Origin of the sequence: Curtobacterium sp. MCPF17_047 (assembly GCF_003234045.1) — a bacterium.
Taxonomy (GTDB): domain Bacteria; phylum Actinomycetota; class Actinomycetes; order Actinomycetales; family Microbacteriaceae; genus Curtobacterium.
In genome coordinates this window covers 112,834-138,141 of record NZ_QKSF01000011.1, presented here as the reverse complement: position 1 = coordinate 138,141, position 25,308 = coordinate 112,834, and the positions used below count along the sequence as shown (strand labels likewise).

Here is a 25,308-nt window from a genome sequence, read left to right as displayed (position 1 = left end):
GCGGCCGTCGGGGGGGCGGTCGGGGTGGCCGGGGCGGCCGGGGCGGCGGTCGCCGGCAGGGCTCCGCCGAACAGGAGCACGCCGAGGACGACCAGGAGGGCGACGACCCGCGTCCCGAGCTGCTTCAGCGGGCGCACACCAGCACCCAGACGTTCCGCCCACCCTCGTGGTGGTGGTCGAGGCGGTCGAGCGCCGCGATCGCCAGCGCCAGCCCGCGGCCACCCTCGTCCTCCGGGTCGGCCATCGTCACGGCGCTGAGGTCGATGTCCGCGGGCATGCCGTTGTCCGACAGGACGGCGACGAGTTCGGTGTCCCGGGCGGTCAGGTCGAGGACGAACCGACGGCCCTCCTGCGTGTCCGACCGGCGGGTGTGCTCGATCACGTTCGCGGCGACCTCCACCAGGGCGGTCTCCAACCGGAACCGCATCGTGGGGTCCTCGATGCCCTGGCCGTCCCACCAGGCGGCGAAGGTGTCCTGCACGGTGTCGAGCGACGCCGGGACCGCGGGGACGTCGATGCTCGCGTGAATGCTCACAGGGGTCCTCCGACCGTCGTGGACTCGTGCTCCAGGGGCACCGGGGCCTCGGGCCCGCGGTACCGGACCGCCCGGATCACGATGCTGAAGATGAACAGGTCGAAGACGACCCAGGCCGTGTTGACCAGGGGCGCGATGCCCTCCGCCTGCCCGGTCAGGTACCGGATGCCGATCATCACCAGGGCGGCGGCGAGCGCCCCCATCGCGATGAGCTGCGGCTTCACCAGGTCCCAGCGCGGCTTCGCGTCGGTGGTGTCGCGGACCTTCGGCGTCACGCGGAAGCCGAGCGGCCGGCCGCGGAACACGTTCTCGAACGCGCTCGTGACGGACTCGATCCACACCGGGAACAGCGCCAGCGAGTACTGCTGTCCGCGCCACGTCGGTCTGCCCGCGGCGACCACCCAGAACAGCAGCTGGTTGAGCACCAGGAACGGGATGAGCCGTGCGAAGAAGTCGGAGCTGTAGGCCTGGACCGGCACGACGCCGAACGACAGGCAGAGCACCGGGGCGGCGATGTAGACCACGGCGGCGAAGCCGGACAGGTAGCTCCACATCGTCGAGAAGTACATCAGGCGCTGCCCGAACGACAGGCCCTTCTGCACCAGGGGGTTCTCGCGGAAGAAGACCTGCATGGTGCCCTGCGCCCAGCGGAGTCGCTGGACGAGCATGGTCTCGAGGTCCTCCGGCGCGAGCCCCTTGGCCAGGATCTCGTCGTGGTACGCGGACCGCCAGCCGAGGCCGTGCAGGCGCATCGCGGTGGCCATGTCCTCGGTCACGGAGATCGTGGCCAGCGGCATGATCGCCTGCGCCTCGTCGTCACGGTCCACGTCGAGGGCACGCGCGAGCACCGCGATCGACTCGATCGCGGCCACCGGGGACGCACCCCGCTGGCCGAGGACGTCGAGCGCGGCGTCGTCGAGACCGGCGAAGGTGTTCGCGTCGGTCGACATCGCCGCGAGTTCCTGCAGGTCGGCGCGCACCGACTCGAGGTCGGCGGCGGCGAACCGGAACGCGATCGCGTCGATGCCGCGCTGGAACCGGTAGGTCACGTCACCCAGCGGTTCGCCGGCAGCGACCTCGTCACGGGCACGGTCGACGACCGCCTCGGCATCGTCGAGGGCGACGAGGACACGCTCGTCCGTCTCGGTCTCACGGGAGCGGCCGAGGAGCTTCTTCGCGGTCTTGATGGTGCGCTGGACACTGGTCTCGACCTCGCGCACGTACCGCGTGATCCCGAGCTGCATCAGGGCCTCGCGCCGGAGGATGGCGTTCGAACCGCAGAAGAACGCGGCGTTCCAGCCGTCCTTCGACTGCTGGATCGGCCCGTAGAACAGGGGGGCCTGGCTGCCGAGCGGGTCCGAGTCGGGGACGTTCTCGAACCACTGCGGGGTCTGCACGAGGGCCATCCGCTCGTCCTTGAAGTACCCGAGGGTGCGGTCGAGGATCGATGGTTCCGGTACCTGGTCGGCGTCGAGGATGAGCAGGAACTCCCCCTGCGTCGCGAGCAGGGCGTTGTTGAGGTTGCCGGCCTTGGCATGCCGCGGACGGTCGACCCAGTCCTTGCCGCGGGTGATCACCCCGAGCCCCTCGGCCTCGGCAGCGGCGCGCATCTCGGGGCGGTTGCCGTCGTCGAGGATCCACGTCGTGTGGGGGTGCGTGATCGCCTTCGCAGCCAGGGCGGTGCGCATCACCAGGTCGATCGGTTCGTTGTAGGTGGTGATGAAGACGTCGACCGTCACGTCGGTGCTCGGCTTCGTCGGTGGTTCCCCGCGCTCGCGGAGCTTCCACGCCCCGAACGCGAACAGCACCGAGTCGATCACGCTGTACGTCTCGGCCAGGATCAACGGCACGGCGATCCACCACGAGTGCCAGTTCACCGAGGCGACCCAGCGCCATCCGACGTAGTTCAGGCCGGACACCGCGGCGAGCACGGCGACGGTCCGGACCGCCAGGAGTCGGCGGCGGGGCGTGCCGACGGTCAGCCGACGACGGTCGCGTCGGCCGACGTCCAACGCCGTCATCGGCGCACCCCTGTTGAACCGTCCCTGCGGTGCACGGCGTCCCCTCCTGATCCCCGAAGCCCCGTGCACGCGGTTGCCGGCACGGGTGTGGCAACGGTGTCATCGGCGGATCCAGGGTCCACGGGCGGCACCGTCCGCTCGGCGTCGTTCGGGTCGACTCCGGCGTGCTGTCTTGTCTACCGCAGCGGGGCGGCACCTGTCAGCACGACGCCCCGATCTGGGGACGCCGGAGGTGCTGCTCGACGATGTGCACGACGGCGGTCAGAACGGCAGGTGCCGGAGCCACCAGGCCTGCGAGCGGATCCGCGCGACCAGCTCGGTGAACGTCCGCGACCGCTCGAGGTCGGGTCGGCCGTCGTCGTGCACCAGGTAGCGGTCGGAGAGCCGTCCGGACCCGGCCCCGAGCAGGGCCTCGAGATCACGGAGGACCGCGTTCCGATCCGCTCGTCCGAGTGGGACGTTCCGCAACCGGTCCGCGGCCGCCTGGAAGCGCTCGGCGTTGCGGCCGCCGACGTCGTCGACCTCCCGCACGAGCGGCACGATCGCGTCGACCGCGTCCGCCAGTCGTTCCAGCCGCCCCCGCACACCGCGAGCCTAGACTCGCCCCATGTTCGGACGAGCACGACGCGACACGGAACCGGTCGATCTCAGCACGCTGGCGCCCTGGCAGTCGGACGGCGTCACGGCGCAGTGCGTCCCGCTGCCGATCGGCCGCAAGGGCAAGACCATCCCGGGCGTCATGCTCTTCGACGGCACGGTCTCACCGGTGTTCGCGGTGCGTGAGGTCCAGCAGCTCGTCGACCACGACCTCAACACCGCCGAGAACGTCAACCAGCCGCCGATCGCCTTCCTGATGTGGCCGGACGACGCCGCCGACGACTCACCCGCCGGGCGTTGGCTCCACGATGCTCCCGCGGAGAGCCTGACCCTGCTCGTCGATCCGCTGGAGACGCCGCCGACGGTGCAGCTGCTGGGACCAGCACTGAACTCGTTCCGCGAGTGGGTGCACACGCTCCCCCGCTGACCTCAGGTCAGACGCGGCGACGTTCCACCATCCACCGCAGATGCGCGCCGAAGACCGCCCCGGCAAAACTGCACGTGATCCACGGCAGCAGAGCCGCATCCCACCCGTCGAGGACACGGGTGAAGAGGATCATCGCGCCGAAGATCCCCACGACGAGGAGCAACGACGCCGTCACGGGTCGGAGCAGTGCGAACACACTCCCTGCCCGACGAGTCCGGCGACGAAACCCACCGCCAGCTAGGGGGCGAGAAGAGCGGCGTGCCCGCCCGCGACACCGACTGGGACACCGATACCCACGACCAGCAGGCACGCCGCCGCGATCACGTTCACCGGATGCTGTCGCTGTCCACGCCAGCGCTTCGTCTGCGTCATTGCGGGTAGTACCCACTGTTCTGGAGAGTGTGGTGCGCGGTGTCGGTGACGATGCCCGTGACGCCACCGACGCTGGCCGACACGTTGAGCCCGAGAGTCGCTGTCCGCGCCAGCGCCTTGTCTGCGACTGCTGCCGCGCTGGCCATACGTGACGCTGAAGCGGCAGTGGCGGCCCGCGCTACGGCGCGGCCTGAACCTCCATCCCCGCCGCAACCGGGGCGCCGCTGATCCCGCCGACAGCGGTCTCCCCTCTCCAGACCAGTTCGATCAACCGGGGCAGACGCCTATGCTGAAGCGGTGTTCGATCGTCTCCGGCAGATCAAGAGCCCAGAGCCGCCCGCGTGGGCGCTGACCGAAGTTGCGCCATGGCTCGGCACGTCTGCCCGAGCTGAGTGGGCACCACTCGCCGTCGGTCGACGACGACGCTTGGTTCGTTCCGTCGTCGTCCGTACTGTTCAGTTGAGTGCGCAGTTCCGGGTCTCAGATCTCGATCGTGTCCTGCGGAAGCAGCAGGGAATCGCCGAATCGTCGAGCTCACCACTGATGTTCTTGTGCTGGCCGGAGGCCGCTGGTCCGTCGTCAGCAGCGGAGCAGTGGACGACTCAGGTGCCGGCCGAAACTCTGCTGATGCTTCCGGCTGCTATGGACACGCCGCCCCCACTCATCCTGCACGATGAGGAACTCCGCGGTTTAACCCGCTGGGTACAGTCCCTTCCGGCCTGACTGCGACATGCAGCGTATGAAGGTGCGCTGACTGCCGAACACCGCTCGCTTTGCTCATCGCCCGATGTACTTGCAGCTACCACACTTTGTCACGTCGCGGTCACGGCACGACACGACACGACACGAGACCTACGCTTCGCCGCTCGGATCGCTCGATGTTCGGCGGAGTCGGCCACGTGCAGATCTGCCGTACTCGACGGCAACCGCCGCCGTCAGGAGCCACATCATCGATGATGCGCGGAAGACACCGCCGATTCCGACCAAGACGATGAAGCCAGCGGGGATCGTGAAGGGGATGATCGCTCGTATCAGAGCCTGACGAGGTTCGAGGAAGCCCAACAAGAACCCGTAGGCCAACCCGATCGCCCCTGCCGCCGCTGCTTTGGCCACCGGGACTTGAGCGATCCAAACGGTCAACCAGGTAGCCACAATGACGACGAACACCAGCGTCGTGACCCGCCACACCAGCGCGTGGTCCTTCAACGGTCGCCTCGCAGTTCTGCTGCCCGGCATCAAGATCAATCTCCACCCGTCAGGGCATTGCTCAGCATGTCGAACCCACCACCGGTAGTCGCACCCAGGCCTGCGCTCCCCCACAGGGCACGCGTGTTGGTTCGCATCGGGTTCAACGCTCCCTTGAGCGTCCCCGGGTGGAACAACGGCACTTGCGCGAGCGTGTCGACGCCGTGCATGCTCGGCGTCCACTTGGCGAATGCAGCCGAGAGCGCTGTCCCGGAGACACCACTCGTCGCTATCTTCGACGGGTTCAGGTCGTCGCCTGAGATGATCTCCTTGGCAGCTTCGCCGACGGACGAGGACACCCCAGTGATGGCCAGAGCGCTGGCGTTCGCAACGTGCCCCGTCACGTCGTGTCCGAATCTCGCCGCGATCGTTCCACCAGCGGGTCCCGCCAATCCGCTCGCGCCGGCGGCTAGCCCGCCGCCGACCGTGGCACCGGCAAGCTCCCACCAGTTCTCCACTTTGCCGCCGTGCTCGGCGAGGTAGGTTCCTGCGCCTCCTAGGGCTCCGACCCCACCATTGACGGCCGCGTTGACGGCAGCTGCTCCAGCTGCTCGACCTGCCGGTGCCGCGGCCATGGCTGCCTTGCCGAACATCGCGGCACCGCCGCCTAGCGCGCCGGTGACCGCACCGACCGCCGTGTCGAGACCGACCTTGCCCCAGTCGACCGACCCGTGCTGGGCCTTCTGTGAAGCCGTGGACAGCGCACCGCTCACGAGCCCTCCAGAGGCGGCCATCAGGGCGATACCGGCCGGGCCACCGATGCCGGTCATGAGCAGTCCCACACCGAGGATCACCCCTAACCCACCGGCAGCTCCGGCCACGACGTACTCCCAGTGGCTGCCGTGCTCGTCCTGGTACGCCTGCAGGTCGGCGTCCGTCGCCGGTCGGAGCCCGAGCGGGTCGACAGCGTGCAGCGGGTCGTTCCCCGCGTAGGCGTAGGGGTTGCCGGACCAGGCGGTACCGATGACGGGCTGCAGCGGGTCGACCGACAGGAACCCGCGGGCTGACGGGTCGTACACGCGGGCACCGAGCCACTCGAGCCCCGCGACGGCGAGTCCGCCGGTGGCGGTCAGGTCGACGCCGGTCGGCAACGCGGGTGCGGCCTGGAGGCCCGTGGCCGCGCTGAGCACACCCCACGGGTCCGCCGTGTCGGTCGCGCGCGCAGCCCGCCAGGTGGGCTGCGCCCAGTCGTCGCCGAGCGCCGTGATGCCGCCCGGGAGGCCGAGGACGTGCAGGCCGCCGATCGACAGCAGCGACGGGGTCGGGGACGCGCTGTCCCACCACGTCTCGGCACCGTCGACCTCGAGCGGTTCGCCGAGGACGTCGACGCGGAGTCGGTGCGCACCGGTCTCGGCGTACGCAGCGTCGCGGTCGACGACGGCGGCCAGGTAGCCGAGGTCATCCCACGCGTACTCCGTGGTCGTACCGTCGGTGGCCGTGCGACGGACGCGGCGACCGAGCCCGTCGGAGACGTACTCGACGCGTTCGCCCGTCGCGTCGTCGGTGCTCGCGAGGAGCGTGCCGGCGGCGTCGTGCTCGTGGCGCAGCAGGCGGTCCGCCAGCCGCTCGGCGACGAGGCGGCCGGCGGGGTCGTACTCCCATGCGGTGGCGGTGCCGTCGGGGTGCTCGGCACGGATGAGCTGTCCGGCGTCGTCGTGCACGTACGACGTCGTCGCCCCGCCCTGCACCACGGCACGGATGCGGTCGTCGGCGTCGTGCTCGATCCGGGTGGTGTCGACGCCGTCGGTGGTCGTGGTGGTGTGGGCGACCAGTCGGCCGTTCTCCCAGCTCCAGGCGTGCACGACGTCGCCGACCGCGGCCTGGACGGGGCGTCCGGCGGGGTCGAGGACGAACGAGACGACCGGGAGGCCCACCCGCTCCACGCCGACGAGCCGGCCGGCAGCGTCGCGACGGTAGGTGGTGCGCGTGCCGTCGGGCTCGGTGCGGGCCGTGCGGTTGCCGTCGGCGTCGTACTCCCACGTGACGGACCGGTCACCGCGGCTGCGTCGGACGAGCAGTCCCCGGCCGTCGTGCTGGAGTTCGTGGTCGAAGGCGCGGCCGTCTCCCCCGCTGTGGTCGGTGACCACGACGGTGCGGGAGGCACGGTCGAAGCGGACCTCGGACACGGTGCGGCCGTCGACCGCGACGGTGTGCTGTCGCCCCGAGGCGTCGAAGGACCACGTGGTGGTGTGCCCGTCGGGGTCGGTCTGCCCGGTCTGGCGGCCGGCGGCGTCGTACGTGGCCGCGGTCTCACGGCCGAGCGGATCGGTCACGGCGACGACCCGGTCGGCGCCGTCGTACCGGTAGGTCGTCACGCCGCCGAGCGGGTCGGTGACGCTCGTCACCCGACCGCGGAGGTCGTGTGTGAACCGGGTCACGCCTCCGAGTCCGTTGACCGCCTCGACGAGCTGCCCGGCGGCGTCGTAGCGGAACCGGCGCTGCCCGGATCGGACGTCCTGGACGCCGACCAGTCGGCCGGCGCCGTCCCAGCGGTAGCGGGCCGTGCCGGCGCCGGGGGTGATCCGCGTGGTCACCCGTCCGACGGCGTCGTAGGTGGTGCGTTCGACGTCACCGGTCGGCAGGGTCCTGGTGACGATGCGCCCGTCGGCGTCGTACCCGAGCTCGGTCCGTCCACCGAGCGGGTCGGTGCTGGCGGACGGTCGACCGCAGGCGTCGTACTCGTAGGTCGTCCGGGCGCCGGTGGGGCTGACGACGGCGGTCACCCGGCCGGCCAGGTCGCGCTCGAGTCGGGTCAGACCGCCCTCGCCGTCGACCAGTTCGACGGGCCGACCGCAGCGGTCGTAGGTGACCAGTTCAGCGCCGCCGTCGTCGCCGGTGGTCTCGACCGGTCGGCCGTACGCGTCGTGGCGGACCGTCGTGGTGCCGAAGGCGTCCCGCAACGTCGCGATGCCCGTGGCGACGTCGGTGGTGCCCTCCACGCTGACGCCCGTGGGGTCGGTGATCCCGGTGAGTGCACCGTTCCGGTCGTGGTCGCGTCGCCAGACGTTGCCGTCCGGGTCGACGGTCTCGCGCAGCCGGGACAGCGGGTCGTGCACGAAGCTCCAGCGACCGCCGTCGGGCAGTTCGAGCGCGGCGACGTTGCCGAGGTCGTCGAACGTGCGGGTGATGGTGCGTCCGAGCGGGTCGGTGGTGCGCTCGGCCTCACCGTTCGCCCCGTACCCGTAGGCCGTGCGGGCACCGGTGGGGTCGGTCACGGCGACGATCCGGGAGCCCTCGTGTTCGAAGGTCCACTCGGCGCCGTCGGCGTCGCGACGTGAGGTCAGGCGTCCGGCCGCGTCGAACCGGTACTCGGTGCGGACACCGGAGGGGGTGGTCACCGCGGTCGGTCGTCCGGCGGCGTCTCGCTCGATGCGCAGGACGTCGCCGAGTGCGTTACGGGTCGCCACGAGTTCGCCGTGCTCGTCGTGTTCGAGCTCGACGGCGACGCCCGTGGGGTCGACCGCGCGCCGGAGCAGTCCGCGTTCCCAGGTGAGTTCGCTGCGCCCGCCCTCGGGGTCGACGACGACCGACGGGTCACGGTCGTCACCGGTGTACTCGTAGGTCACGACGGACCCGGTCTCGGTGACGACGGTGGTCACGCGGTCCTGGTCGTCGTACCCGTAGGTGATGTCCGCACCCGACGGCGTGACCGTCCGGGTCCGGCGGCCGCGGTCGTCGATGGCGTGGACGGTGACCGAGCCGTCGCGGTCCGTGACCGAGACCAGGCGACCGCGTGCGTCGTAGTGCATCGACTGGCGGGCGTCGTCGGTGTCCACGACCCCCACGAGTCGGCCCTTCGCGTCCGCGATCCACGTGTTCGACCGGGAGCCGTCCGGGTCGGAGACCACGGTGACGCGTCCGGGCAGGTAGGCGAAGCGCACGGTGCGGCCGTGCGGGGTGACCTGCTCGACGACGCGGCGGCGGTCGTCGTAGGTGTTGCGGGCCTCCACCACGCCGTGTTCGTCGACGACCGCGACGACCAGGCCGTCGTCGTCCCACTCGTAGGTGCGGGTGCCCGTCGGGGCGTGCACGTGCGTGAGCTGTCCGGCGTCGTCGTACTGGTACTCGACCCGGCGGCCGTCCGAGCCGCGGGCCACGACGATCCGACCGTCCAGCGACTCGACGTCGATCCAGCGTCCGCGCTCGTTCGCGAGACGGGAGACGGTGCCGTCGGCGCTCCGCTCGACCCGGACCGTCGTACCAGGACCGGTGCCGGCGGCGAGCCAGGTGCCGGACGGGGAGAACGCCCACCATCCACCGTCGGAGTCGCGGACGACGAGCTGATCGCCTTCGTGCGTGAGTCGGACGTACTCACCGACGGCGCGGTGCCAGCCCTCGCCGTCCCGCGGGAACCGGAGCACCCGGCCGTCGGCCTGGGTCAGGGTCGCACCCTCGTCGTCGACGGCCAGACCGGTCTCGAGGACGGAGGCCCATCCGCGGCCGAACACCCCGACGCGGTCGTCGAGCGAGTTGTACATGCGGGTGAGCCGGAGCTGCTCGGACGCCCCGGTGAAGCCGAGGTCGAGTTCCGACTCGAGGAAGTTGCCGGTCGCGGTGTTGACCGGGTCCAGGGAGTAGCCCGTCGTGGGCGGCGCACCGAAGGCCTGCGGGGGTTCGATCGTCAGGCCGGACCGCTCGGCGGAGACCCCGGCCCCCTGCAGCGCGGCCGCGAGGGCGACGTCGGACACCGTCGACACCGAACCGCTGCCGCCCGCTGCCTCGAACGCCGCCGCGACGGTGTTCGCCCACGTCACGTCGGCGTCGTTGGCGGTCAACCAGCCGTCGATCGCGGTGGCGACCCCGTGCGCGCTGATCGACCCCCACTTGCAGCGGCTGGCGAAGTCGTCGAGTTTGCCACGGAGCGCCGAACCGCGGCCCGTCAGCTGCCCGTTGAGGTCGGACGACCCCGTGGCGAAGGAGCGGAGGTCGGCCGGCCGGGCGGAGGACGTCCCGCCGCTCCCGCCGCCACCGGAACCCGGAGTGGGCGTCTGACGCGTGCCGGCGGGTGGGGTGCTCGCCTGGAACACCGGCTCGGGCTCCGGGGCCTCCGACGGCGGCTTGTCCTCACCGAACAGCCAGTCGTGGCCGACCTCGAGCAGGTTGCGTTCGTCGTGTTCCTTCTGCCAGTCGCGAGCACGCTTGCGTCGGGCGTTCTCCTGCTCCGCCGCGGTCTTCAGGATCCGGACCCAGCCCGCGACGTCGCGGAGGGTCCCGGTGAGCCGGGTGGCGTCGGTCGCGGCGGTCGTGGCGTTCTGACCGAAGAGGTCGGCGAAGTGTCCCCGGAAGTCCGTCGCCGCGGTGGTGACGTACGACGAGCGGCTGGCGGACTGACCCTCGATCGCATCGGCGGTGGACGTCAGCTCCGCGATGAGCGCGTCGGCCGTCGCGTTGTCGAACTCGAGTGGTGCTGCCCCGTGCAAGTCGCTCATGTGCCGTCCCCCGGTCGTCGTCCTGATCGTGCTGATCGTGCTGGTGGTGCTGGTCGTGGTGGTGCTGGTCGTGCACGTGACACGACCCCTGCAGACGACAGCAGCCCGGCCCGTCGAACTGGTCGACGGCCCGGGCGCTGTCCGAGCAGCTGCTTACGCGCCGCCACCCGCGGTGAAGATGTCCTGCGAGATCTTGTCGAGCTGCGTGCGGAGCTGCTCGAGTTCGGTCTTCGCCTTGTCCAGCGCAGCCTTCGTCTCGGGCCAGGTCGACCCACGGAAGTTCGACGCCAGCGGGCCGTCCCACACGTTCGAGTCGGACAGGATGCGCCCCTGGGCGTCGAGCTGCGAGATCTGGTCCGTGAACCCACCGTTCACGATGGACTGGATCTGACGGATGGCGGTCTTCGCCTGTTCGGTCGAAAGCACACGCGACATGGTGAACCCCTCATTCTCTTCGTACCTGCACCCCCGCGCAGAAGATCCCCCGGAGGCTCTGACGTCGTCCACCATACCGGCTCGCAGAGCCGACGGACCAGGTTCTCCACAGACATGACGGGAGGCCCGCCACCAGCTGGTGTCGGGCCTCCCGTCAGGCGGATGCGCGCATCAGCGCGCGACCGTCTCAGTCGCGGTCGTCGCGGGTCTGCCGCGGCTTGCGGGTGTCGCCGTAGCCGCCGCGGTCGTCTCGCGAGCCCCGGTCGCCGTAGGGGGCGCCGTCACGACGCGTGCCGCTGTCGCGACGGATGCTGCCACGACGGTCCGGCTGGATCTCGATGAGCTTGCCGCTGATCCGGGTGTCGCGCAGACGGTCGAGGACGTCCGAGCCCATGTCCGACGGCAGCTCGACGACCGAGAAGTCCGGGCGGATCTGGATCGCACCGAAGTCGTCGCGACGCAGCCCGCCCTCGTTCGCGAGTGCGCCGACGATCTGGCGCGGCTCGACGCGGTGGCGACGGCCGACCTCGATGCGGTAGGCGGTCATCGGCACCGAACGACGACGACGGTCACCACCGTCACGCTCGCGGTCGCCGTCCCGCGCGGGGCGGTCGTCACGGCTGCGGCGCTCGTCGCGCTCGATCTGCTGGCGGGCACGGTCGTCGGCCGGGTCGAGGAGCAGCGGGGTGTCGCCCTGCGCGACGACGGCGAGCGCCGCGGCGACGTCGGACTCCGGCACGTCGTGGTGTTCGACGTAGTGGGCGATGATGTCGCGGAACGCGCTGACGCGGGTCTGCTGCTCGAGCGCCGCGGTGATGGCGTCGTCGAAGCGGGTCAGACGCGTGGAGTTGACGTCCTCGACGCTCGGCAGCTGCATCTGCGTGAGCGGCTGACGGGTGGCCTTCTCGATCGCGGTGAGCAGGCGACGCTCGCGCGGGGTCACGAAGCTGATCGCGGCACCCGAACGGCCGGCACGCCCGGTGCGACCGATGCGGTGCACGTAGGACTCGGTGTCGATCGGGATGTCGAAGTTCACCACGTGCGTGATCCGGTCGACGTCGAGGCCGCGGGCGGCGACGTCGGTGGCGACCAGGATGTCGAGCTTGCCGGACTTCAGCTGGTTGACGGTCCGCTCGCGCTGGGCCTGAGCGACGTCACCGCTGATGGCGGCGGCGGCGTACCCGCGGGCCCGGAGCTTCTCGGCCAGGGTCTCGGTCTCGCTCTTGGTGCGGACGAAGATGATCATGCCCTCGAAGTCCTCGACCTCGAGGATGCGGGTGAGTGCGTCGACCTTCTGCGGGTACGACACGACGAGGTAGCGCTGCGTCGTGTTCGCCGAGGTGGTGGTCTTGGCCTTCACCGTGATCTCGGCGGGGTCGTTCAGGTACTGCTTCGAGATGCGTCGGATCTGCGCGGGCATCGTGGCCGAGAACAGCGCGACCTGCTTGGTGTCCGGCGTCTCGGCGAGGATCGTCTCGACGTCCTCGGCGAAGCCCATCTTGAGCATCTCGTCGGCCTCGTCGAGCACCAGGTACTTCAGCTCGGACAGGTCGAGCGTGCCCTTCGCGATGTGGTCCATGATGCGACCGGGCGTGCCCACGACGACGTCGACGCCGCGACGGAGGGCGGAGAGTTGGACGCCGTACGCCTGACCGCCGTAGACGGGGAGGACGTGCACGTTCTTCATGTGGGAGGCGTACTGCTCGAACGCCTCGCAGACCTGGAGCGCGAGCTCACGGGTCGGGGACAGCACGAGCGCCTGCGGCAGCTTCGCGCCGGACTCCATGCGGGACAGGACGGGCAGCGCGAAGGCGGCCGTCTTGCCGGTACCGGTCTGGGCGAGGCCGACGACGTCGCGGCCCTCGAGCAGGATCGGGATGGTGGCCGCCTGGATGGCGGAGGGGGTCTCGTACCCGATGTCCTTGACGGCCTTGAGGACGGGTTCGCTGAGCCCGAGGTCGGCGAAGGTGATCACGGGCTCCTCGTCGACGGCTTCGGCGGGGGTGGTGTTCTCGGTGCTCATAGAGGAACGGTATCCCGTTTTCGGCCCGGGCCCCAGACAGACGGGAGGCGCGGGGCGGTCTCGCCACGTGCCTCCCGGCCGTCACGGGGTCGGTTCAGACGACGGACCAGCCGCCGTCGCTCGGCAGGACGGCCCCGTTGACGTTCGCGGAGTCGTCGCTGAGCAGCCACGTGATGGCGGCGGCGAGCTGCTCCGGCTGGGCGACCGGCGGGATGGTGGTCTGCATGATCGGGCCGACCCGGCGGGCCGCGTACTCGCTCTTCATCGGCGCCTCGATGTTGGTCGCGACCGCACCCGGAGCGACCGCGTTGGCGCGGATGCCCTGGGGTCCGTGGAAGAACGCGACGCTCTTCGTGTACCCGGCGATGGCGTGCTTGGACGACGTGTAGGCCGCGCCCGCGGCGGAGGCCTTGAGCGCTGCCTCGGACGCGACGTTGACGACGGAGCCCTTGCCGGCCGCGATCATCAGCGGCAGCACGGCGCGGGTCAGGCGCATCGGGCCGGTGACGTTGACGCTGAAGACACGCTCCCAGGTGGCGTCGTCGACCTCGTCCGGCGGCAGGAAGGCGTCCATGATCCCGGCGACGTTCGCGAGCCCGTCGATGCGGTCACCGGCGGCGGCGATGAGCGCGTCGATGGTGTCGCTCGCGGCGACGTCCCCGACCACGGTCTCGACGTCGAGGCCCGCGAGTTCGGTGCGGAGCGCATCGAGGCGGTCGGCGACGACGTCGGTGGCGATGACGCGGCCGCCCTCCTGCGCGATGCGGGTGGCCGTGGCGCGTCCGATGCCGGATCCCGCTCCGGTGACGATGATGGTCGAGCCGGCGAACCGTCCGGCGGTGGTGTCGGTCATGGTGTCTCCTCCTTGCGTCGCGCTGCCTGCGCACCACAGTTGTAGCACTCAGTGCCGAAAGGGAGCCATGAGCGACCGCACCACGGGCCGTCCCCGCACGATCGACCCGGACGTGGTGTCCCTCGTCGCGCTCCGGATGTTCGACGAGCGCACGTACGACGCCGTCTCGATGGACGACGTCGCGTCCGAGGCCGGGATCAGTCGACGCTCCCTGTTCCGGCTCTTCCCCACCAAGGGCTCGCTGGTGTGGGGCGGCCTCGACGCCTTCCGGGAACGGTTCGAGGACGCCCTCGACGAGCGACCGGACGACGAGCCGTCGGCGACCGCCCTCCGCGCCTCGTACCGGATCGCGGCGACCTTCCCGGAGGACGCCGTCGAGGTGACGCGTCGACGGCTCCGCGTGATCCGGGCGAACCCGAGTCTCGCGCAGGAGGGGGCCTTCTTCGTCACCGAGCTCGAACGGACGCTGGTCACGTTCGTGGCCGGGCGGGACGGGGTGTCCGAGGACGACCTCGACGTCCGGGTGCGCTGCGCGGTCTTCGCGGCGGCGGCGGACGCGGCGCTGACCTGGTGGGCGCAGCACGGCGAGGGCGGGCCGGCCGAGGTCGTCGACCGGGTCCTGGCCGGCCTGGCCTGAGCCGGGGGACTCCGCTACGGAGCCGGTTCTCCGTCCGCGGTGTCGGTGCCCGCGGTACCCGCATCCCCGATGCCCCCACCCTCGCCCTCGCCGCCAGCGCCGAGCACCGCGGCGGCACGGTCGTTGAACCGGGTGAGGAGCCGGGCGAAGTCGCGCAACTCGTCGCCGCGGAAGACGCTCGTGACGTCGTCGAACACGGCGTCACCCTGCGCGTCGAGCCCGTCCAGCAGGGCGCGTCCGGCCGGCGCCAGGCCGAGCAGGGCCGCGCGGCCGTCGTCCGGGTCCGGGGCGGTGCGGACGTACCCGGCCTCGACGAGCCCCGCGATCCGCCGACTGACCACCGGGCGCGACAGTCCGGTGCGTTCCGCGACGGCGGTCGAGCGGACCTCCCCCAGTCGCTCGACGGCTCGGAGGATCACCCGCGCGGTCGGGTCGAGGCCGCCGGACTGCTCGATGAGCACGGTGCGCAGGGTCTGCCGCACCCAGAGCCGGTCGAGCTGTCGGCGGAGCAGCCGCTCGGCCTCGGCTCGGTCGTCGTCGTTCCGGTCGTCCTCGGGCACGGCGACATCGTACGACGCGCCAACTAGTTGCTTGCAGAACGCAACGGATGTAAAGTTGCGGAGCCTGCAAGGTTTCAGGTTGCGCAGCGGCCCCTCCGTGGCCCCCGCACCCGCCTCGCCTCCGCCCGACGGCGCACTCGCCGTCCGGCACGTCGAACCAGAAGGACCCGCATTGTCAACAGCCACCGCACAGACGCCGGTGCCGGGCCGGAGCGCCGCCACCCCCGGTGCGCCCGGTCAGCAACCCCTGATGACCCACCGTCAGATCTTGCTCGTCATCTACGGGCTGATGGCGGGCATGTTCCTGTCCTCCCTCGGACAGACGGTCTTCGGCACCGCGATCCGCACCATCGGGGACGACCTGCACGGTCTCGACCAGCAGGCCTGGGTCACCACCGCCTACCTGATCACCTCGACGATCGCGACGCCGATCTACGGCAAGCTCTCCGACATCTTCGGCCGCCGGCCGCTCTACATCTTCGGCATCGTGGTCTTCATCGTCGGCGCCGTGCTGTCGTCGATGTCCACGTCGATGCTCATGCTCGCCGCCTTCCGCGCGGTCCAGGGCATCGGGGCCGGCGCGCTGATGTCGCTGCCGCTCGCGATCATGGGCGACATCCTCGCCCCGCGTGAGCGCGCGAAGTACCAGGGCTACTTCCTCGCCGTCTTCGGTATCTCCTCGGTCATCGGCCCGCTCATCGGCGGCCTGCTCGCCGGCGCGTCCGAGATCCTCTTCATCACCGGCTGGCGCTGGGTGCTCCTCATCAACGTGCCGATCGGCATCGCCGCGCTCGCCATGGTGATCGTGTTCCTGCACCTGCCCAAGGTGCACGACAAGCGGGACAAGCCGGTCGTCGACTGGTGGGGCGCGGCCTCGGTCATCGTCACCCTCGTCCCGCTGCTGCTCGTCGCAGAACAGGGCCGCACCTGGGGCTGGGGCTCCCCCGCCGCACTCGCCTGCTACGTCATCGGCGCCGTCGGCCTCGTCGCACTGCTGCTCATCGAGTCGAAGATGGGCGACGCGGCGATCATCCCGCTGAAGCTCTTCCGCTCGGGCACGTTCTCGATGGCGACCGTCATCGGCTTCCTCGTCGGTTTCGCGATGTTCGGCGCCATGCTGACCATCCCGCTGTACCTGCAGATCGTCGTCGGTCTCAGCCCGACCGAGTCCGGCTTCGCCACGCTCCCCCTGGTCGGCGGCCTGATGATCGCCTCGATCACCTCGGGTCAGATCGTCGCCCGCGTCGGCCGCTACCGGATCTTCCCGGTCATCGGCACCGCGCTGGTGTCCGCCGGCTACGTCGTCCTGACCTTCATGACGATCGACAAGCCGCTCTGGTTCCTGATGATCGGCATGTTCCTCATCGGTCTCGGACTCGGTTCGGTCATGCAGTCCCTGACGCTCGCGTCACAGGGCTCCGTCGAGGCCAAGGACATGGGCGTCGCGACCAGCTCGGCGACCTTCTTCCGCCAGATCGGTGGCACGCTCGGCACCGCCGTGCTCCTCTCGATCCTGTTCTCGGTGATGCCCGCCAACATCGTGCACGCCACCGCGAACAAGGCCGACCTGACCGACGCACTCGACGCGGCGCTCAACCCGACCGTCGCCAGCGCGAAGGCCAACCAGGGCGTGATGGACCAGATCTGGGACCCGATCGTCGACCCGATCCAGGACGAGATCGACTCCGGGCTCGCCCGCGGCACCACCGCCGCGAAGCAGGCCGCCGACCAGGCCGTCACCCAGCAGGTCACTGCCGCGGTCCAGGCGCAGGTCACCGCCGGGACGATCCCGGCGGCCGCCGCCCCCACCGTGATCGCCCAGCAGGTCGCCGACGCCACCCCGCAGGCCGAGGCCACCGCACTCGCGACGGCTGCCGACCGGGCGCACGCCAGCGTCGTCGACGGACGGCTCGCGGTCGACTGGACCGACGCCGGACAGCGCACCTACTGGGTCGACCAGGTCGTCCCCGACCTCGTCAAGCAGATCGACGAGGGCGCGAACGGCGACTCGAGCGCCTCGGCCACGAACGACACCTCGTTCCTGACCGGAGCCGACTCCCGGCTGACCCGCCCGTTCATGGCCGGCTTCAACGCCTCGTCCGTCACGATCTACTGGGTCGGACTCGGCGTGATCCTGCTCGCGTTCGTGCTCACCTGGTTCTTCAAGGTGCCGCCGCTGCGCCAGCGCTCGGCCCTGCAGGAGCAGGCGGACATGTCCGCCGAGGCACAGCTCGAGGCCGACGCCGGCCTGGCCGCGGCCGAAGCCGGCTCCTTCACCGGTCCGATGACCGGATCCACACCGACCCAGCGTCGGTGACCACCCGGGCCGCCCGCGCACACCGGTCCCGACCGGCAGCGCGGGCGGCCCGCCCCACTTCTCCCCCACCGGAGGTCGCCCGTGTCCCCCACGGCAGCACCCGCACACGACAGCCCTGCGGTCGACGGCAACACCGAGCCCTGCACGCTCCGCGAACGCAAGAAGCAGCAGACCCGGCAGGCGATCCACGACGCGGCTCTCACCCGCATCACCGACCACGGCCTGGACGGCGTCACCGTCGAGCAGATCTGCGCCGACGCCGACGTCTCCCCGCGCACGTTCTTCAACTACTTCTCGTCGAAGGCCCACGCCGCGATCGGTCTCGACACCGTCGACGTCCCCGACTCCGTCCGCGACCGGTTCGCCGCCGCTGACGGGCCACTCGTCGACGACGTCTGCGACCTCGTCGCCCACACCGTCCCGCTCTCCGCGGACCGCGCCCGCACGAAGGAGCTGCTGGTCCGCCGCCCGGAGATGACGCCGATGGTGATGCGCTGGATGGCCGAGTCCCGGAAGTCGCTCGTCGCCGCCGTCACCACGCGGACCGACGAGGACACCGCCCGGACCGCCGTCGCCCTGGTGATGTCGGCCCTCACGGAGGTCGCGCACCGCTTCACCGTGCTGGACCAGGCGGACCTGGCCACGCGCCTCCGCGCCGTCGTCGCCGAGATGGTCGCGCTCGTCACCGATCGCTGACGGCCCGAGGCGCCTGCGGAAGGCCGGCCGACAGGGGACGCAGCCCGGACCCAGGACGTCGCGGTCGGCCGGACGGCCGAACGGCCGGACGGCCGGACGGCCGGACGGCCGAACGGGAGGCACGTGACGGCTGTGATCCAAGCCTCCCGTCCGGAGCCGGTCACCCCGCGACCGACACCCGAGAGCGCTGCTCAGGAGCGGTCGCCGGACCGGCGGAGCGCGCGCAGGTCGCGGAGGAAGGCGGTCGGCGTGGTGCCCCGTTCCTCCTTGAAGAGCTGCTGGAGCCGGCGGGGGCGCAAGCCGGCGGCCGCGGCGATGTCGGCGACCGTGCAGCCGTCGTCGAGGTGCGCCTCGATGTAGCCCACCGCCTGGCGGATGCGCCACGAGGACCGGCCGTCGGGGCGCTGCGCGGTGGCCGCCCGGAGCGTCGCCGAAGGGCCCTCCCCGAACCGGGCACGGTAGGCGGTCGCGAAGCGGCTGGGGTTCGTGAACCGCCAGCGGCGTGCGACCTCCAGGACGCTGTTCGGTGACGCTCCGCGGAGGAGCTCCCGCCGGACCTCGTCCAGCCGCTGGTCGCGGAGGAACCCGTTCGGCGTGACGCCGAGCGTGCGCGCGAAGACCTCCTGCAGGCCGCGCTCGCTCAGGCCCGCGGCGGCGGCGATGGCGGGCACCGAGGGTCGGTCTCGGGCGTGCTCCTCGACGAAGGCGATGGCGTCCCGCAGGTGACTGGCGGTCGGGACGTCGTCACCGCGGTCCCGGAGCGGGAAGGTGTCGAGGACGACGGTCGCGAGCCGTCGGTTCAGGGCCGTCCGCATCGCGCCGCGGACCCGGTCGTCCATCAGGGTCGGACTGACCTCGCCGAGCAGCCGACGGAGCGGTTCGTGACGGGCGACCCGCTCGTCCTGCTGGTCGAACAGGACCGGCCCGTCGGGCATCGGGTACCCGAGTTCCCCCGCGGTCTTGCGGAGGAAGGCATCGGAGATGTGCACGCCGTTGTAGACGGTCTCCTCGGATGCGAAGCGGTACGCCTCGGACGCGGACGCGATGTACGGGCTGCCCGGTTCGATCACGCGTGACCGGTCCGCGAAGTGCATCTCGAGGCGACCGCGCTGCAGCCAGAACACCACGTGGTCGTCGCGCGGTCCGATGACGCCACCGCGACGGCCACCGCGGGCGTTCATGGTGCGGAGCGTCAGGTCGTCGTCACCGATGACGAAGTACTCGTACCGTGTGCCCTCGGCCGCGAAGGTGTCGGTGGCGACGGTCGTGTCGCGCCGGAGGTCCTGGCCGGAGTACTCGGAGCGGAAGATCGCCGTGTAGTCCGAGCCGCCCGCGTCCGTGAACCGCTGTCTGCGGAACCCGTTGTCGTGGTGGATCGGTGGCACGCAGCCATCATCTCATCCGCAGAACGCGGATGTCCGGGCTGTACCCGGACCGTGGAGAGGACCGCTCAGGTGCGGATCAGCGGTGCCCAGAACGCATCTGCGCCGTCCTGCTGCACGGCGTCGCCCTCGAAGCGCCAGCCGTACCCCCCGACGAACTGCTGCGCGGCCGCGAGCTCGTCGACGCCGTCGTCCTGCGACCGGTCGAACAGGTGCACGCCGTGGCCGATCGCGACACCGCTGTCGCTCACGAGCGTGAGGTCCCACCGACCCTCTTCGGAGCGCTCGATGCGGACGACGGCGGCCTGGTCTGCGGAGAAGTCGGACATGTCGCCGAGCCTACGCACGCAGTCGGACGCCGGTGCGAGGGTCGGTCAGACGACGGTGAAGAAGTCGGCGTAGGTGGGCTCGGCGGGTGTCGACCCGGCCGTGCGGCGGGAGACCATCGCGTCGATCTCGTCGGGGTGGCTGAGCCCGCGGCGGTGCCATTCGTCGGCCTGCAGCCGGAGTTCGTGGAGGGAGGGTCGGACGCGCTCGTTCACGGTGCGCTCTTCCTGCTGGTGCGCCCGACCCGAAGGGTTCGGAGGCGCAGGGACAGCATCCCCCGCGCACCCCGCCCGACCAAGCCGCGCGGCCCGTGGAGTACGCCCGCTGGACACGGTGTCCGGTCCGCGCACCGGCAGCGCTCCGGGCCGGTCGGACGGCGGCCGCGCGCCGGCGGTGACGACGCACGGTCCGACCGAGCGGGCTGAGCCGACGGCAGGCCCGTCACACGCTCCGACGGCGGCGGAGCGTCGCCGACGGCGGCTCTCCGAACGTGGCCGCGTAGGCGCCCGAGAACCTGCCGAGGTGCCCGACGCCCCAGCCGACGGCGATCTGCGCGACGGTGGCGGTGTCCGGGTCGGCTGCGCTGAGCTCGGCGCGTACCCGGTGCAGCCGGACCTGGCGCAGGAAGTGCATCGGGGACGCTCCGGTGTGCCGACGGAACGACGCCTGCAGGGACCGCACGGCGACCCCGGCGGCGACACTGACGTCCGTGATCGTGATCGGCCGACGGGCGTTCGCCACCATCCACTCCTGCGCGAGCCGCATGGTCGCCGGTCCGGCACTGAGCAGCCCCGTCGGCGGGACGGGACGAGCGTCGAAGGTGCCGACGACGGCCTCTGCGACGGTCGTGTCGAGTGCCGAGCGTCGGTCGCGACCGGTCGTGGGGTCGAACAGCGCCGCGGCCGACGCCGACACCACCGCGCGGAGCTGTCGGAGTGCCGCGGGGTCCGGGTGGCGTGCGAACTGCAGCGGTGCCGGCAGGTCCCCCTGGCGCGCGGCGGCGACGGACTGCAGGAACGTCCGGTCGAAGCGGATGACGTGCTGCACGGTCGGTGCCGCGCGGAACGTGAAGTCCCGCCCGGCCGGGTACATCACCGGGACGCCCGGCAGCATCTCGACGGGGTCGGATGAACCGGTGTCGAGCAGGATCCCCGGCGCGGAGGCCCATGCCAGCACGTAGTCGTCACCGGGGTCGATCGTCCCCCAGCGGCGGGCAGCGACGGACGAGGTGCCGACCGTGACGTGGTCGTCCCCGACCGCCCGGTACCGCCACGAGAACCCCTCGGACGCAGCGTCCCCGATGTGGATGTCCTGGCTCGAGTAGACACCTTCGTAGAACGCGACCGCTTCGTCGACGGCGATGCCGCGACGGTCGACGTGCACCAGGGGTTGTTCGACTGAGTCCATGCACTCCCAGCATGCCGTGGACCACCGACAGACGCGCCACCGACGACGAAGAGCCCCGCACCGGTCGGTGCGGGGCTCTCCGGTCCGGCGACGAGCGCCGGGGAGGGTGTCAGGCGCGGGCGCCGCGACGACCGGTGATCGCACCCCAGATGAGGAGGACGATGATCGCACCGACGATCGCGATGATCCACGACTGGATGCTGAAGAAGCCGTCGTAGCCCACGTTGAAGATGAGGCCGCCGAGCCAGCCGCCGATGAGGGCGCCGATGACACCGAGGACGAGCGTGGCGATCCAGCCGCCACCCTGGCGACCGGGGAGGATCAGCTTGGCGATGGCGCCGGCGATGAGGCCGAGCAGGATGAAGCCGAGGAAGCTCATGGGAGTGCCTTTCAGGACGGGCACCGTGAGGTGCCGTTGTGGAGCAGGTGTGCCGCCCGGAGGGGCGGCGGAGCGGTCGAGTTCGACGCTCCCGGACGGGCGGTACCGGTCAGTTGCTGACCAGTGGTGCCGATCAGATGCTCTCGAGCAGACCGTCACGCGACTGCTCTGCGAACAGAGCGGTCATGTCGATGGCTTCGGTCGGGGTGTCCCCGTCCACGAATGAGTTGCTCGCGGGCGTCGAGTGCATCTGACCGGTCCTTCCGAGGTGCTGCATGTACCGCTCCACTCTGCTCTCGGGAAAGTAGTTAGGCACACTACACAGTCAGCGATGCGCTCAGCGGACAATCTCTGGCGGGCAGCGTCGGCCGACGAAGCGAGACCAGCGGCCGGAGACGACCGGCCAGACGTCGCTGGCACGATCTGCCGAGCCGATCGCGACCCAGACCCCGCGCGGCCTGCGGCGGGCGGCGGCCACCTGACGGCGGATCCCGCCGCTCGGCCCAGGACGTCACGGTCGGGCGGTTGTGGTGTCGGCAGGAGCCGCGTCCTCGTGCGTGTCGGCGCGGACGGTCTCGGCCGCACGGCGCACGTCGTCCGCCGCGTCCGACGCCGCGCCGCGCGCGGACTCGACGGCTTCATCGAGCGCCTGAGGCTCGTCGTCGAACGGGCCGTGCACGTCGAGGACGCGGACGCCGACCTCGACGTGGTCTGGCAGTTCGGCGAGCTGGACGAGAGCGGCACGGACCTTCGTGCGGACCTCGGCCGCGACCTCCATCACGGGGTGCGGGTAGCTGACGACGACGGCGACCGAGACGTCGAGCGTGCCGTCGGAGTCGTCGACGCGGACCCCGAGCGCGCTGCCGCTGCGTCCGAGTCGGCTGCGGACCTGGTCGGCCGCACGCTCGGTGAGCCCGCCGAGGTGGTGGACCCCGTCGACGCCGAGGGCCGTGACCGCTGCGGTCCGGGCGGCGACGGTGACGGCCGCGGCGTCCTCGGGGAGCGGGGCGGTCAGGGACGCGGGCAGGTCAACGGGGGTGCGCTGCGCGGACGCGTGCGGGTCGTGCTGCACGAGCGTGTCGGTTCGGGTGTCGTTCTGCATGCTCTCCTCCTCGGATCGAGCGGGCCGTGAGCGCACGACGGGGCATCGCGCTCGAACGCGCGCGAGCCCCGTCGTGTCAGCTGGTCGAGCGTTCGACCGCGGTTGGTGGTGAGGGTGGTGCTGGTGGTGCCGCGGCCGGGAGGCCCGTGACACGTCCGTCAGACGACGCGCCTGGCCTTCGAGAGGGCCGAGCGCGTGCCGCCGGTGAGGTGGACCAGGATCGGCACCTCACGACCGAGGGTCCGGTCGAGAGTGGCGATCGCGGAGTCGACGGCGTCGAGGACCGTGACCGCGTCCCCGCCGCGGCGGACCGCGACACGGAGCCGTGCGGCTCGCTGCTTGCGCACCGTGTACATGTCGACCTTCGACGAGACGACGTCGTGCACGCCGGCCAGTTCGTGGTCGATGACGTCGCGGACGAGGGCCACGTTGACGGTGACCTCGTCGTCGCCCTGGGCTTCACGGACGGCGACGGCGGTGCCGCCACGGCCGCGTGTGACGACCCAGACGAGGGCGAGGACGACCACGACGAGGCAGGCCGCGGCGACGATCCACAGGGACGTCGCGGGGACCTCCACGCGATCGGGGAACGTCAGGGACGGCTGCAGCGCATCACGGACGACCGGCAGGACTCCGGCGCCCATGGCCAGGCCGATGACGACGGCAACGAGTCCGAGCACGAACAGGATGATCCGGTTCAGGGTGCGGTTGCTCGAGGTCATGACAGTGCGCCCTTCTCGCTGACACGGACGGTGACTTGGCGGCCGAACCGGTCGTCCAGGCGGCCCAGGTGTTCGGCGACGGCGCGCTCGACGGCTGCCGAGTCCACCGGGATGCCGGACATCGGGACGACGTGCACCTCGGTGCGGGCACCACGGGCGCTCGCGGTGGTGTGCGCGTCGGGCACGCCGGCGGCGACGCCGGCGGCGTTCCGGGCGGTCGACGCGATGATCGACGAGTCGATGACCACGGCGCCGCGGTCGTGCGGCACCACTGCGCGGTGCTGGCGGCCGGGCTTCAGGGACAGGACGACGAGGACCACACCCGCGATGACGAGCACCGCGGCGATGACCTCGATCAGGGTGACGAAGGTCTGGTCCGGCTGGAGTGCGGCGTCGACCGCGGTCTGCGGGTCGGCCAGCAGTGGCGCCGCCCCGACCGCTCGGAGGACCGACTCGGTGCCGATCCACGCCGCGACCAGCACGAGCACCACCAACGCCACGGACACCGCCGTGGACCGGGAACGGTGCACGCTGCGGCGACGCAACCGACGTTCGACGGGACTGCTGCTCATGGGGTTCTCCTCGTCAACGGACCCGGGCCTCGCGCTCGCGCACGATCCCGGTCAGCTCGATGCGCGCCGACCCGACACGACGTCCGGTGAGGGCGCTGACGCGACTCCGGACCTCGGCCGCTGCGGTCGTCGCCGCCTGGACCAGGTCGGTGCCGGCGGCGACCGGACCGGTGATCTCCAGGGCCAACGCCCCGTGAGCGTCGCCGAGCTCCACCCGCACCCGCTTCGCGGGCGCGCCGAGCCGCTCAGCGGCGACGGCGCGCGCGCACGAGGTCAAGGCGCGGGTGGTGATCTCGACTCGGCCCGGAACGGTGCCCGGGCCGCCGGTCACCGGGAGCTCCGACGCCCGGTCAGCACGTCGGTCAGGGCGTTCCGGTCGATCCGGCCGGTGACGAGGGCTGCGACGAGCCCTCCGACGGCGGCGAACACGACGACCAGGACGAAGCCCCAGAAGCCGAACTGCAGCGCGACGACCGCGAGGATGGCGCCGATCAGGGCACCGCTCAGTGTGGCGCTCATGCGACTCGCGACTCCTTCTTGTCCTCGTCCTCGTCGTCGTCACCCGGGATGAAGACGTCCTGGATCGTCACGTTCACCTCGGCGACCTCCATGCCGACGATCTGCTCGATGGCGCGGGAGACCGACGCGCGGACGCCCTCGGCGACCTGCTGCAGCGGCACCGGGTACTCGGCGACGATGGTGATGTCCGCGGCGACCTGCTTCTCGCCGACCTCGACCTTGACGCCCTGCGAGAGGTCGCGCTGGCCGATGGCGTCACGGAGTGCACCGATGGCACGGGCTGCGCCGCCGCCGAGGCTGTGGACGCCGTTGACCTCGCGGGCGGCGATGCCGGCGACCTTCGAGACGACGGCGTCGTCGATGACGGTCTTGCCGGTGGCGCCGCGGTCGCCGGTGTTCATCGACGTCGTCGCGCTGGTGGCGAGGACGGTCGGGGTGGTCGTGGTGGTCGTGGTGTCGGCCATGGTGGCTCCTTCCGAGTGGCCCGCCGGGTGTTCCCAGCGGGTGCTGTTCACGGATGAGACGGGCTGGGGAGGACGTTCGTCACGGCCTCGCCACGACTTCCAGGCGCATTCCAGGAACGCGCCGTTCCCGCGGTCAGATCTGTACCCCGGACCGCGTTCCGTGCCGATTGCGGCTCCGACGGTGCGCGGCCCGCGTGATCCGGACGGGCCACGGATCGGCGTATGCAACGCGATCGGCGCGAGTCGGGCCTCCAGTCTGGGACGGCTCGCAGGCGGGCCTCGCACGG

The 25,308-nt window shown here is 71.3% G+C and carries 25 protein-coding genes; 4 read left to right on the top strand and 21 right to left on the bottom strand.

Annotated features, from left to right (window positions below):
* Positions 1 to 124: 124 nt before the first annotated feature.
* The 3 genes from DEJ33_RS12640 to DEJ33_RS12630 form a co-directional block, all read right to left on the bottom strand.
* Entirely contained in the window at positions 125 to 535 is a 411-nt protein-coding gene (locus DEJ33_RS12640) for an ATP-binding protein (RefSeq protein WP_111195157.1), read from the bottom strand.
* Positions 532 to 2,556, bottom strand: a complete 2,025-nt coding sequence (locus DEJ33_RS12635; protein WP_111195156.1) for a glycosyltransferase — start codon at positions 2,554 to 2,556, stop codon at positions 532 to 534. The genes DEJ33_RS12640 and DEJ33_RS12635 overlap by 4 nt, the downstream gene beginning before the upstream one ends.
* A 261-nt stretch (positions 2,557 to 2,817) precedes the next feature.
* Positions 2,818 to 3,141: a hypothetical protein gene (locus tag DEJ33_RS12630; RefSeq protein WP_111195155.1), complete on the bottom strand. Its 324-nt coding sequence runs from the start codon at positions 3,139 to 3,141 to the stop codon at positions 2,818 to 2,820.
* Between the two features lie 22 nt (positions 3,142 to 3,163).
* Here DEJ33_RS12630 and DEJ33_RS12625 point away from each other — a divergent pair, with 22 nt between their 5' ends.
* Entirely contained in the window at positions 3,164 to 3,580 is a 417-nt protein-coding gene (locus DEJ33_RS12625) for a hypothetical protein (protein WP_111195154.1), read from the top strand.
* A 7-nt stretch (positions 3,581 to 3,587) separates the two neighbouring features.
* Here DEJ33_RS12625 and DEJ33_RS12620 read toward each other — a convergent pair whose 3' ends face one another.
* The 6 genes from DEJ33_RS12620 to DEJ33_RS12590 all read right to left on the bottom strand — a co-directional run bounded on the left by DEJ33_RS12620 (position 3,588) and on the right by DEJ33_RS12590 (position 13,937).
* Positions 3,588 to 3,776, bottom strand: coding sequence for a hypothetical protein (locus tag DEJ33_RS12620; protein WP_111195153.1), 189 nt, complete (start codon positions 3,774 to 3,776; stop codon positions 3,588 to 3,590).
* Between the two features lie 1,028 nt (positions 3,777 to 4,804).
* A complete protein-coding gene (locus tag DEJ33_RS12610; protein ID WP_146242620.1) occupies positions 4,805 to 5,158 on the bottom strand; it encodes a hypothetical protein in 354 nt (117 codons plus the stop codon).
* Between the two features lie 35 nt (positions 5,159 to 5,193).
* On the bottom strand, positions 5,194 to 10,626 hold the full coding sequence (locus tag DEJ33_RS12605) for a DUF6531 domain-containing protein (protein ID WP_111195151.1): 5,433 nt from the start codon (positions 10,624 to 10,626) through the stop codon (positions 5,194 to 5,196).
* Positions 10,627 to 10,779: 153 nt separating this feature from the next.
* Complete coding sequence (locus DEJ33_RS12600) at positions 10,780 to 11,061, bottom strand: pyrophosphorylase (protein WP_110824133.1); 282 nt, start codon at positions 11,059 to 11,061, stop codon at positions 10,780 to 10,782.
* A 187-nt stretch (positions 11,062 to 11,248) separates the two neighbouring features.
* Positions 11,249 to 13,084 (bottom strand): DEAD/DEAH box helicase, encoded by a 1,836-nt coding sequence (locus DEJ33_RS12595; protein ID WP_111079107.1) that lies wholly within the window; start codon positions 13,082 to 13,084, stop codon positions 11,249 to 11,251.
* Positions 13,085 to 13,178: 94 nt separating this feature from the next.
* Positions 13,179 to 13,937, bottom strand: coding sequence for an SDR family NAD(P)-dependent oxidoreductase (locus tag DEJ33_RS12590; RefSeq protein WP_111079106.1), 759 nt, complete (start codon positions 13,935 to 13,937; stop codon positions 13,179 to 13,181).
* A 67-nt stretch (positions 13,938 to 14,004) separates the two neighbouring features.
* On the opposite strand from DEJ33_RS12590, the gene DEJ33_RS12585 reads away from it, so the two are divergent.
* On the top strand, positions 14,005 to 14,574 hold the full coding sequence (locus DEJ33_RS12585; RefSeq protein WP_258374649.1) for a TetR/AcrR family transcriptional regulator: 570 nt from the start codon (positions 14,005 to 14,007) through the stop codon (positions 14,572 to 14,574).
* A gap of 14 nt (positions 14,575 to 14,588) precedes the next feature.
* Here the strand turns inward: DEJ33_RS12585 and DEJ33_RS12580 are convergent, their stop codons facing one another.
* Positions 14,589 to 15,134: a MarR family winged helix-turn-helix transcriptional regulator gene (locus DEJ33_RS12580; RefSeq protein WP_181432933.1), complete on the bottom strand. Its 546-nt coding sequence runs from the start codon at positions 15,132 to 15,134 to the stop codon at positions 14,589 to 14,591.
* A 250-nt stretch (positions 15,135 to 15,384) separates the two neighbouring features.
* Here DEJ33_RS12580 and DEJ33_RS12575 point away from each other — a divergent pair, with 250 nt between their 5' ends.
* Together DEJ33_RS12575 and DEJ33_RS12570 are read left to right on the top strand one after the other, a co-directional pair.
* A complete protein-coding gene (locus DEJ33_RS12575; RefSeq protein WP_111079103.1) occupies positions 15,385 to 17,451 on the top strand; it encodes an MDR family MFS transporter in 2,067 nt (688 codons plus the stop codon).
* 81 nt (positions 17,452 to 17,532) lie between these two features.
* Positions 17,533 to 18,147: a TetR/AcrR family transcriptional regulator gene (locus DEJ33_RS12570; RefSeq protein ID WP_111079102.1), complete on the top strand. Its 615-nt coding sequence runs from the start codon at positions 17,533 to 17,535 to the stop codon at positions 18,145 to 18,147.
* Positions 18,148 to 18,338: 191 nt separating this feature from the next.
* Here DEJ33_RS12570 and DEJ33_RS12565 read toward each other — a convergent pair whose 3' ends face one another.
* The 11 genes from DEJ33_RS12565 to DEJ33_RS12520 form a co-directional block, all read right to left on the bottom strand.
* Positions 18,339 to 19,532, bottom strand: a complete 1,194-nt coding sequence (locus DEJ33_RS12565; protein WP_111079101.1) for an AraC family transcriptional regulator — start codon at positions 19,530 to 19,532, stop codon at positions 18,339 to 18,341.
* Positions 19,533 to 19,597: 65 nt separating this feature from the next.
* Entirely contained in the window at positions 19,598 to 19,858 is a 261-nt protein-coding gene (locus DEJ33_RS12560; RefSeq protein ID WP_111079100.1) for a hypothetical protein, read from the bottom strand.
* 45 nt (positions 19,859 to 19,903) lie between these two features.
* Positions 19,904 to 20,071, bottom strand: a complete 168-nt coding sequence (locus DEJ33_RS17295; protein ID WP_181432932.1) for a hypothetical protein — start codon at positions 20,069 to 20,071, stop codon at positions 19,904 to 19,906.
* A 226-nt stretch (positions 20,072 to 20,297) separates the two neighbouring features.
* On the bottom strand, positions 20,298 to 21,263 hold the full coding sequence (locus DEJ33_RS12555) for a helix-turn-helix domain-containing protein (protein WP_111195150.1): 966 nt from the start codon (positions 21,261 to 21,263) through the stop codon (positions 20,298 to 20,300).
* A 109-nt stretch (positions 21,264 to 21,372) separates the two neighbouring features.
* A complete protein-coding gene (locus DEJ33_RS12550; protein WP_111075805.1) occupies positions 21,373 to 21,642 on the bottom strand; it encodes a GlsB/YeaQ/YmgE family stress response membrane protein in 270 nt (89 codons plus the stop codon).
* Positions 21,643 to 22,153: 511 nt separating this feature from the next.
* Positions 22,154 to 22,744, bottom strand: a complete 591-nt coding sequence (locus DEJ33_RS12545; RefSeq protein ID WP_111195149.1) for an Asp23/Gls24 family envelope stress response protein — start codon at positions 22,742 to 22,744, stop codon at positions 22,154 to 22,156.
* A 158-nt stretch (positions 22,745 to 22,902) separates the two neighbouring features.
* Positions 22,903 to 23,466: a hypothetical protein gene (locus DEJ33_RS12540; protein WP_111079097.1), complete on the bottom strand. Its 564-nt coding sequence runs from the start codon at positions 23,464 to 23,466 to the stop codon at positions 22,903 to 22,905.
* Entirely contained in the window at positions 23,463 to 24,038 is a 576-nt protein-coding gene (locus DEJ33_RS12535) for a DUF6286 domain-containing protein (protein WP_111079096.1), read from the bottom strand. Before DEJ33_RS12535 ends, DEJ33_RS12540 begins: the two co-directional genes overlap by 4 nt.
* Positions 24,039 to 24,051: 13 nt before the next feature.
* Complete coding sequence (locus tag DEJ33_RS12530; protein WP_111079095.1) at positions 24,052 to 24,369, bottom strand: hypothetical protein; 318 nt, start codon at positions 24,367 to 24,369, stop codon at positions 24,052 to 24,054.
* The gene (locus tag DEJ33_RS12525; RefSeq protein ID WP_111079094.1) at positions 24,366 to 24,557 is read right to left on the bottom strand and encodes a hypothetical protein; all 192 of its coding nucleotides are present in this window, start codon (positions 24,555 to 24,557) and stop codon (positions 24,366 to 24,368) included. Before DEJ33_RS12525 ends, DEJ33_RS12530 begins: the two co-directional genes overlap by 4 nt.
* Complete coding sequence (locus tag DEJ33_RS12520; RefSeq protein WP_111079093.1) at positions 24,554 to 25,021, bottom strand: Asp23/Gls24 family envelope stress response protein; 468 nt, start codon at positions 25,019 to 25,021, stop codon at positions 24,554 to 24,556. Before DEJ33_RS12520 ends, DEJ33_RS12525 begins: the two co-directional genes overlap by 4 nt.
* Between the last annotated feature and the right edge of the window lie 287 nt (positions 25,022 to 25,308).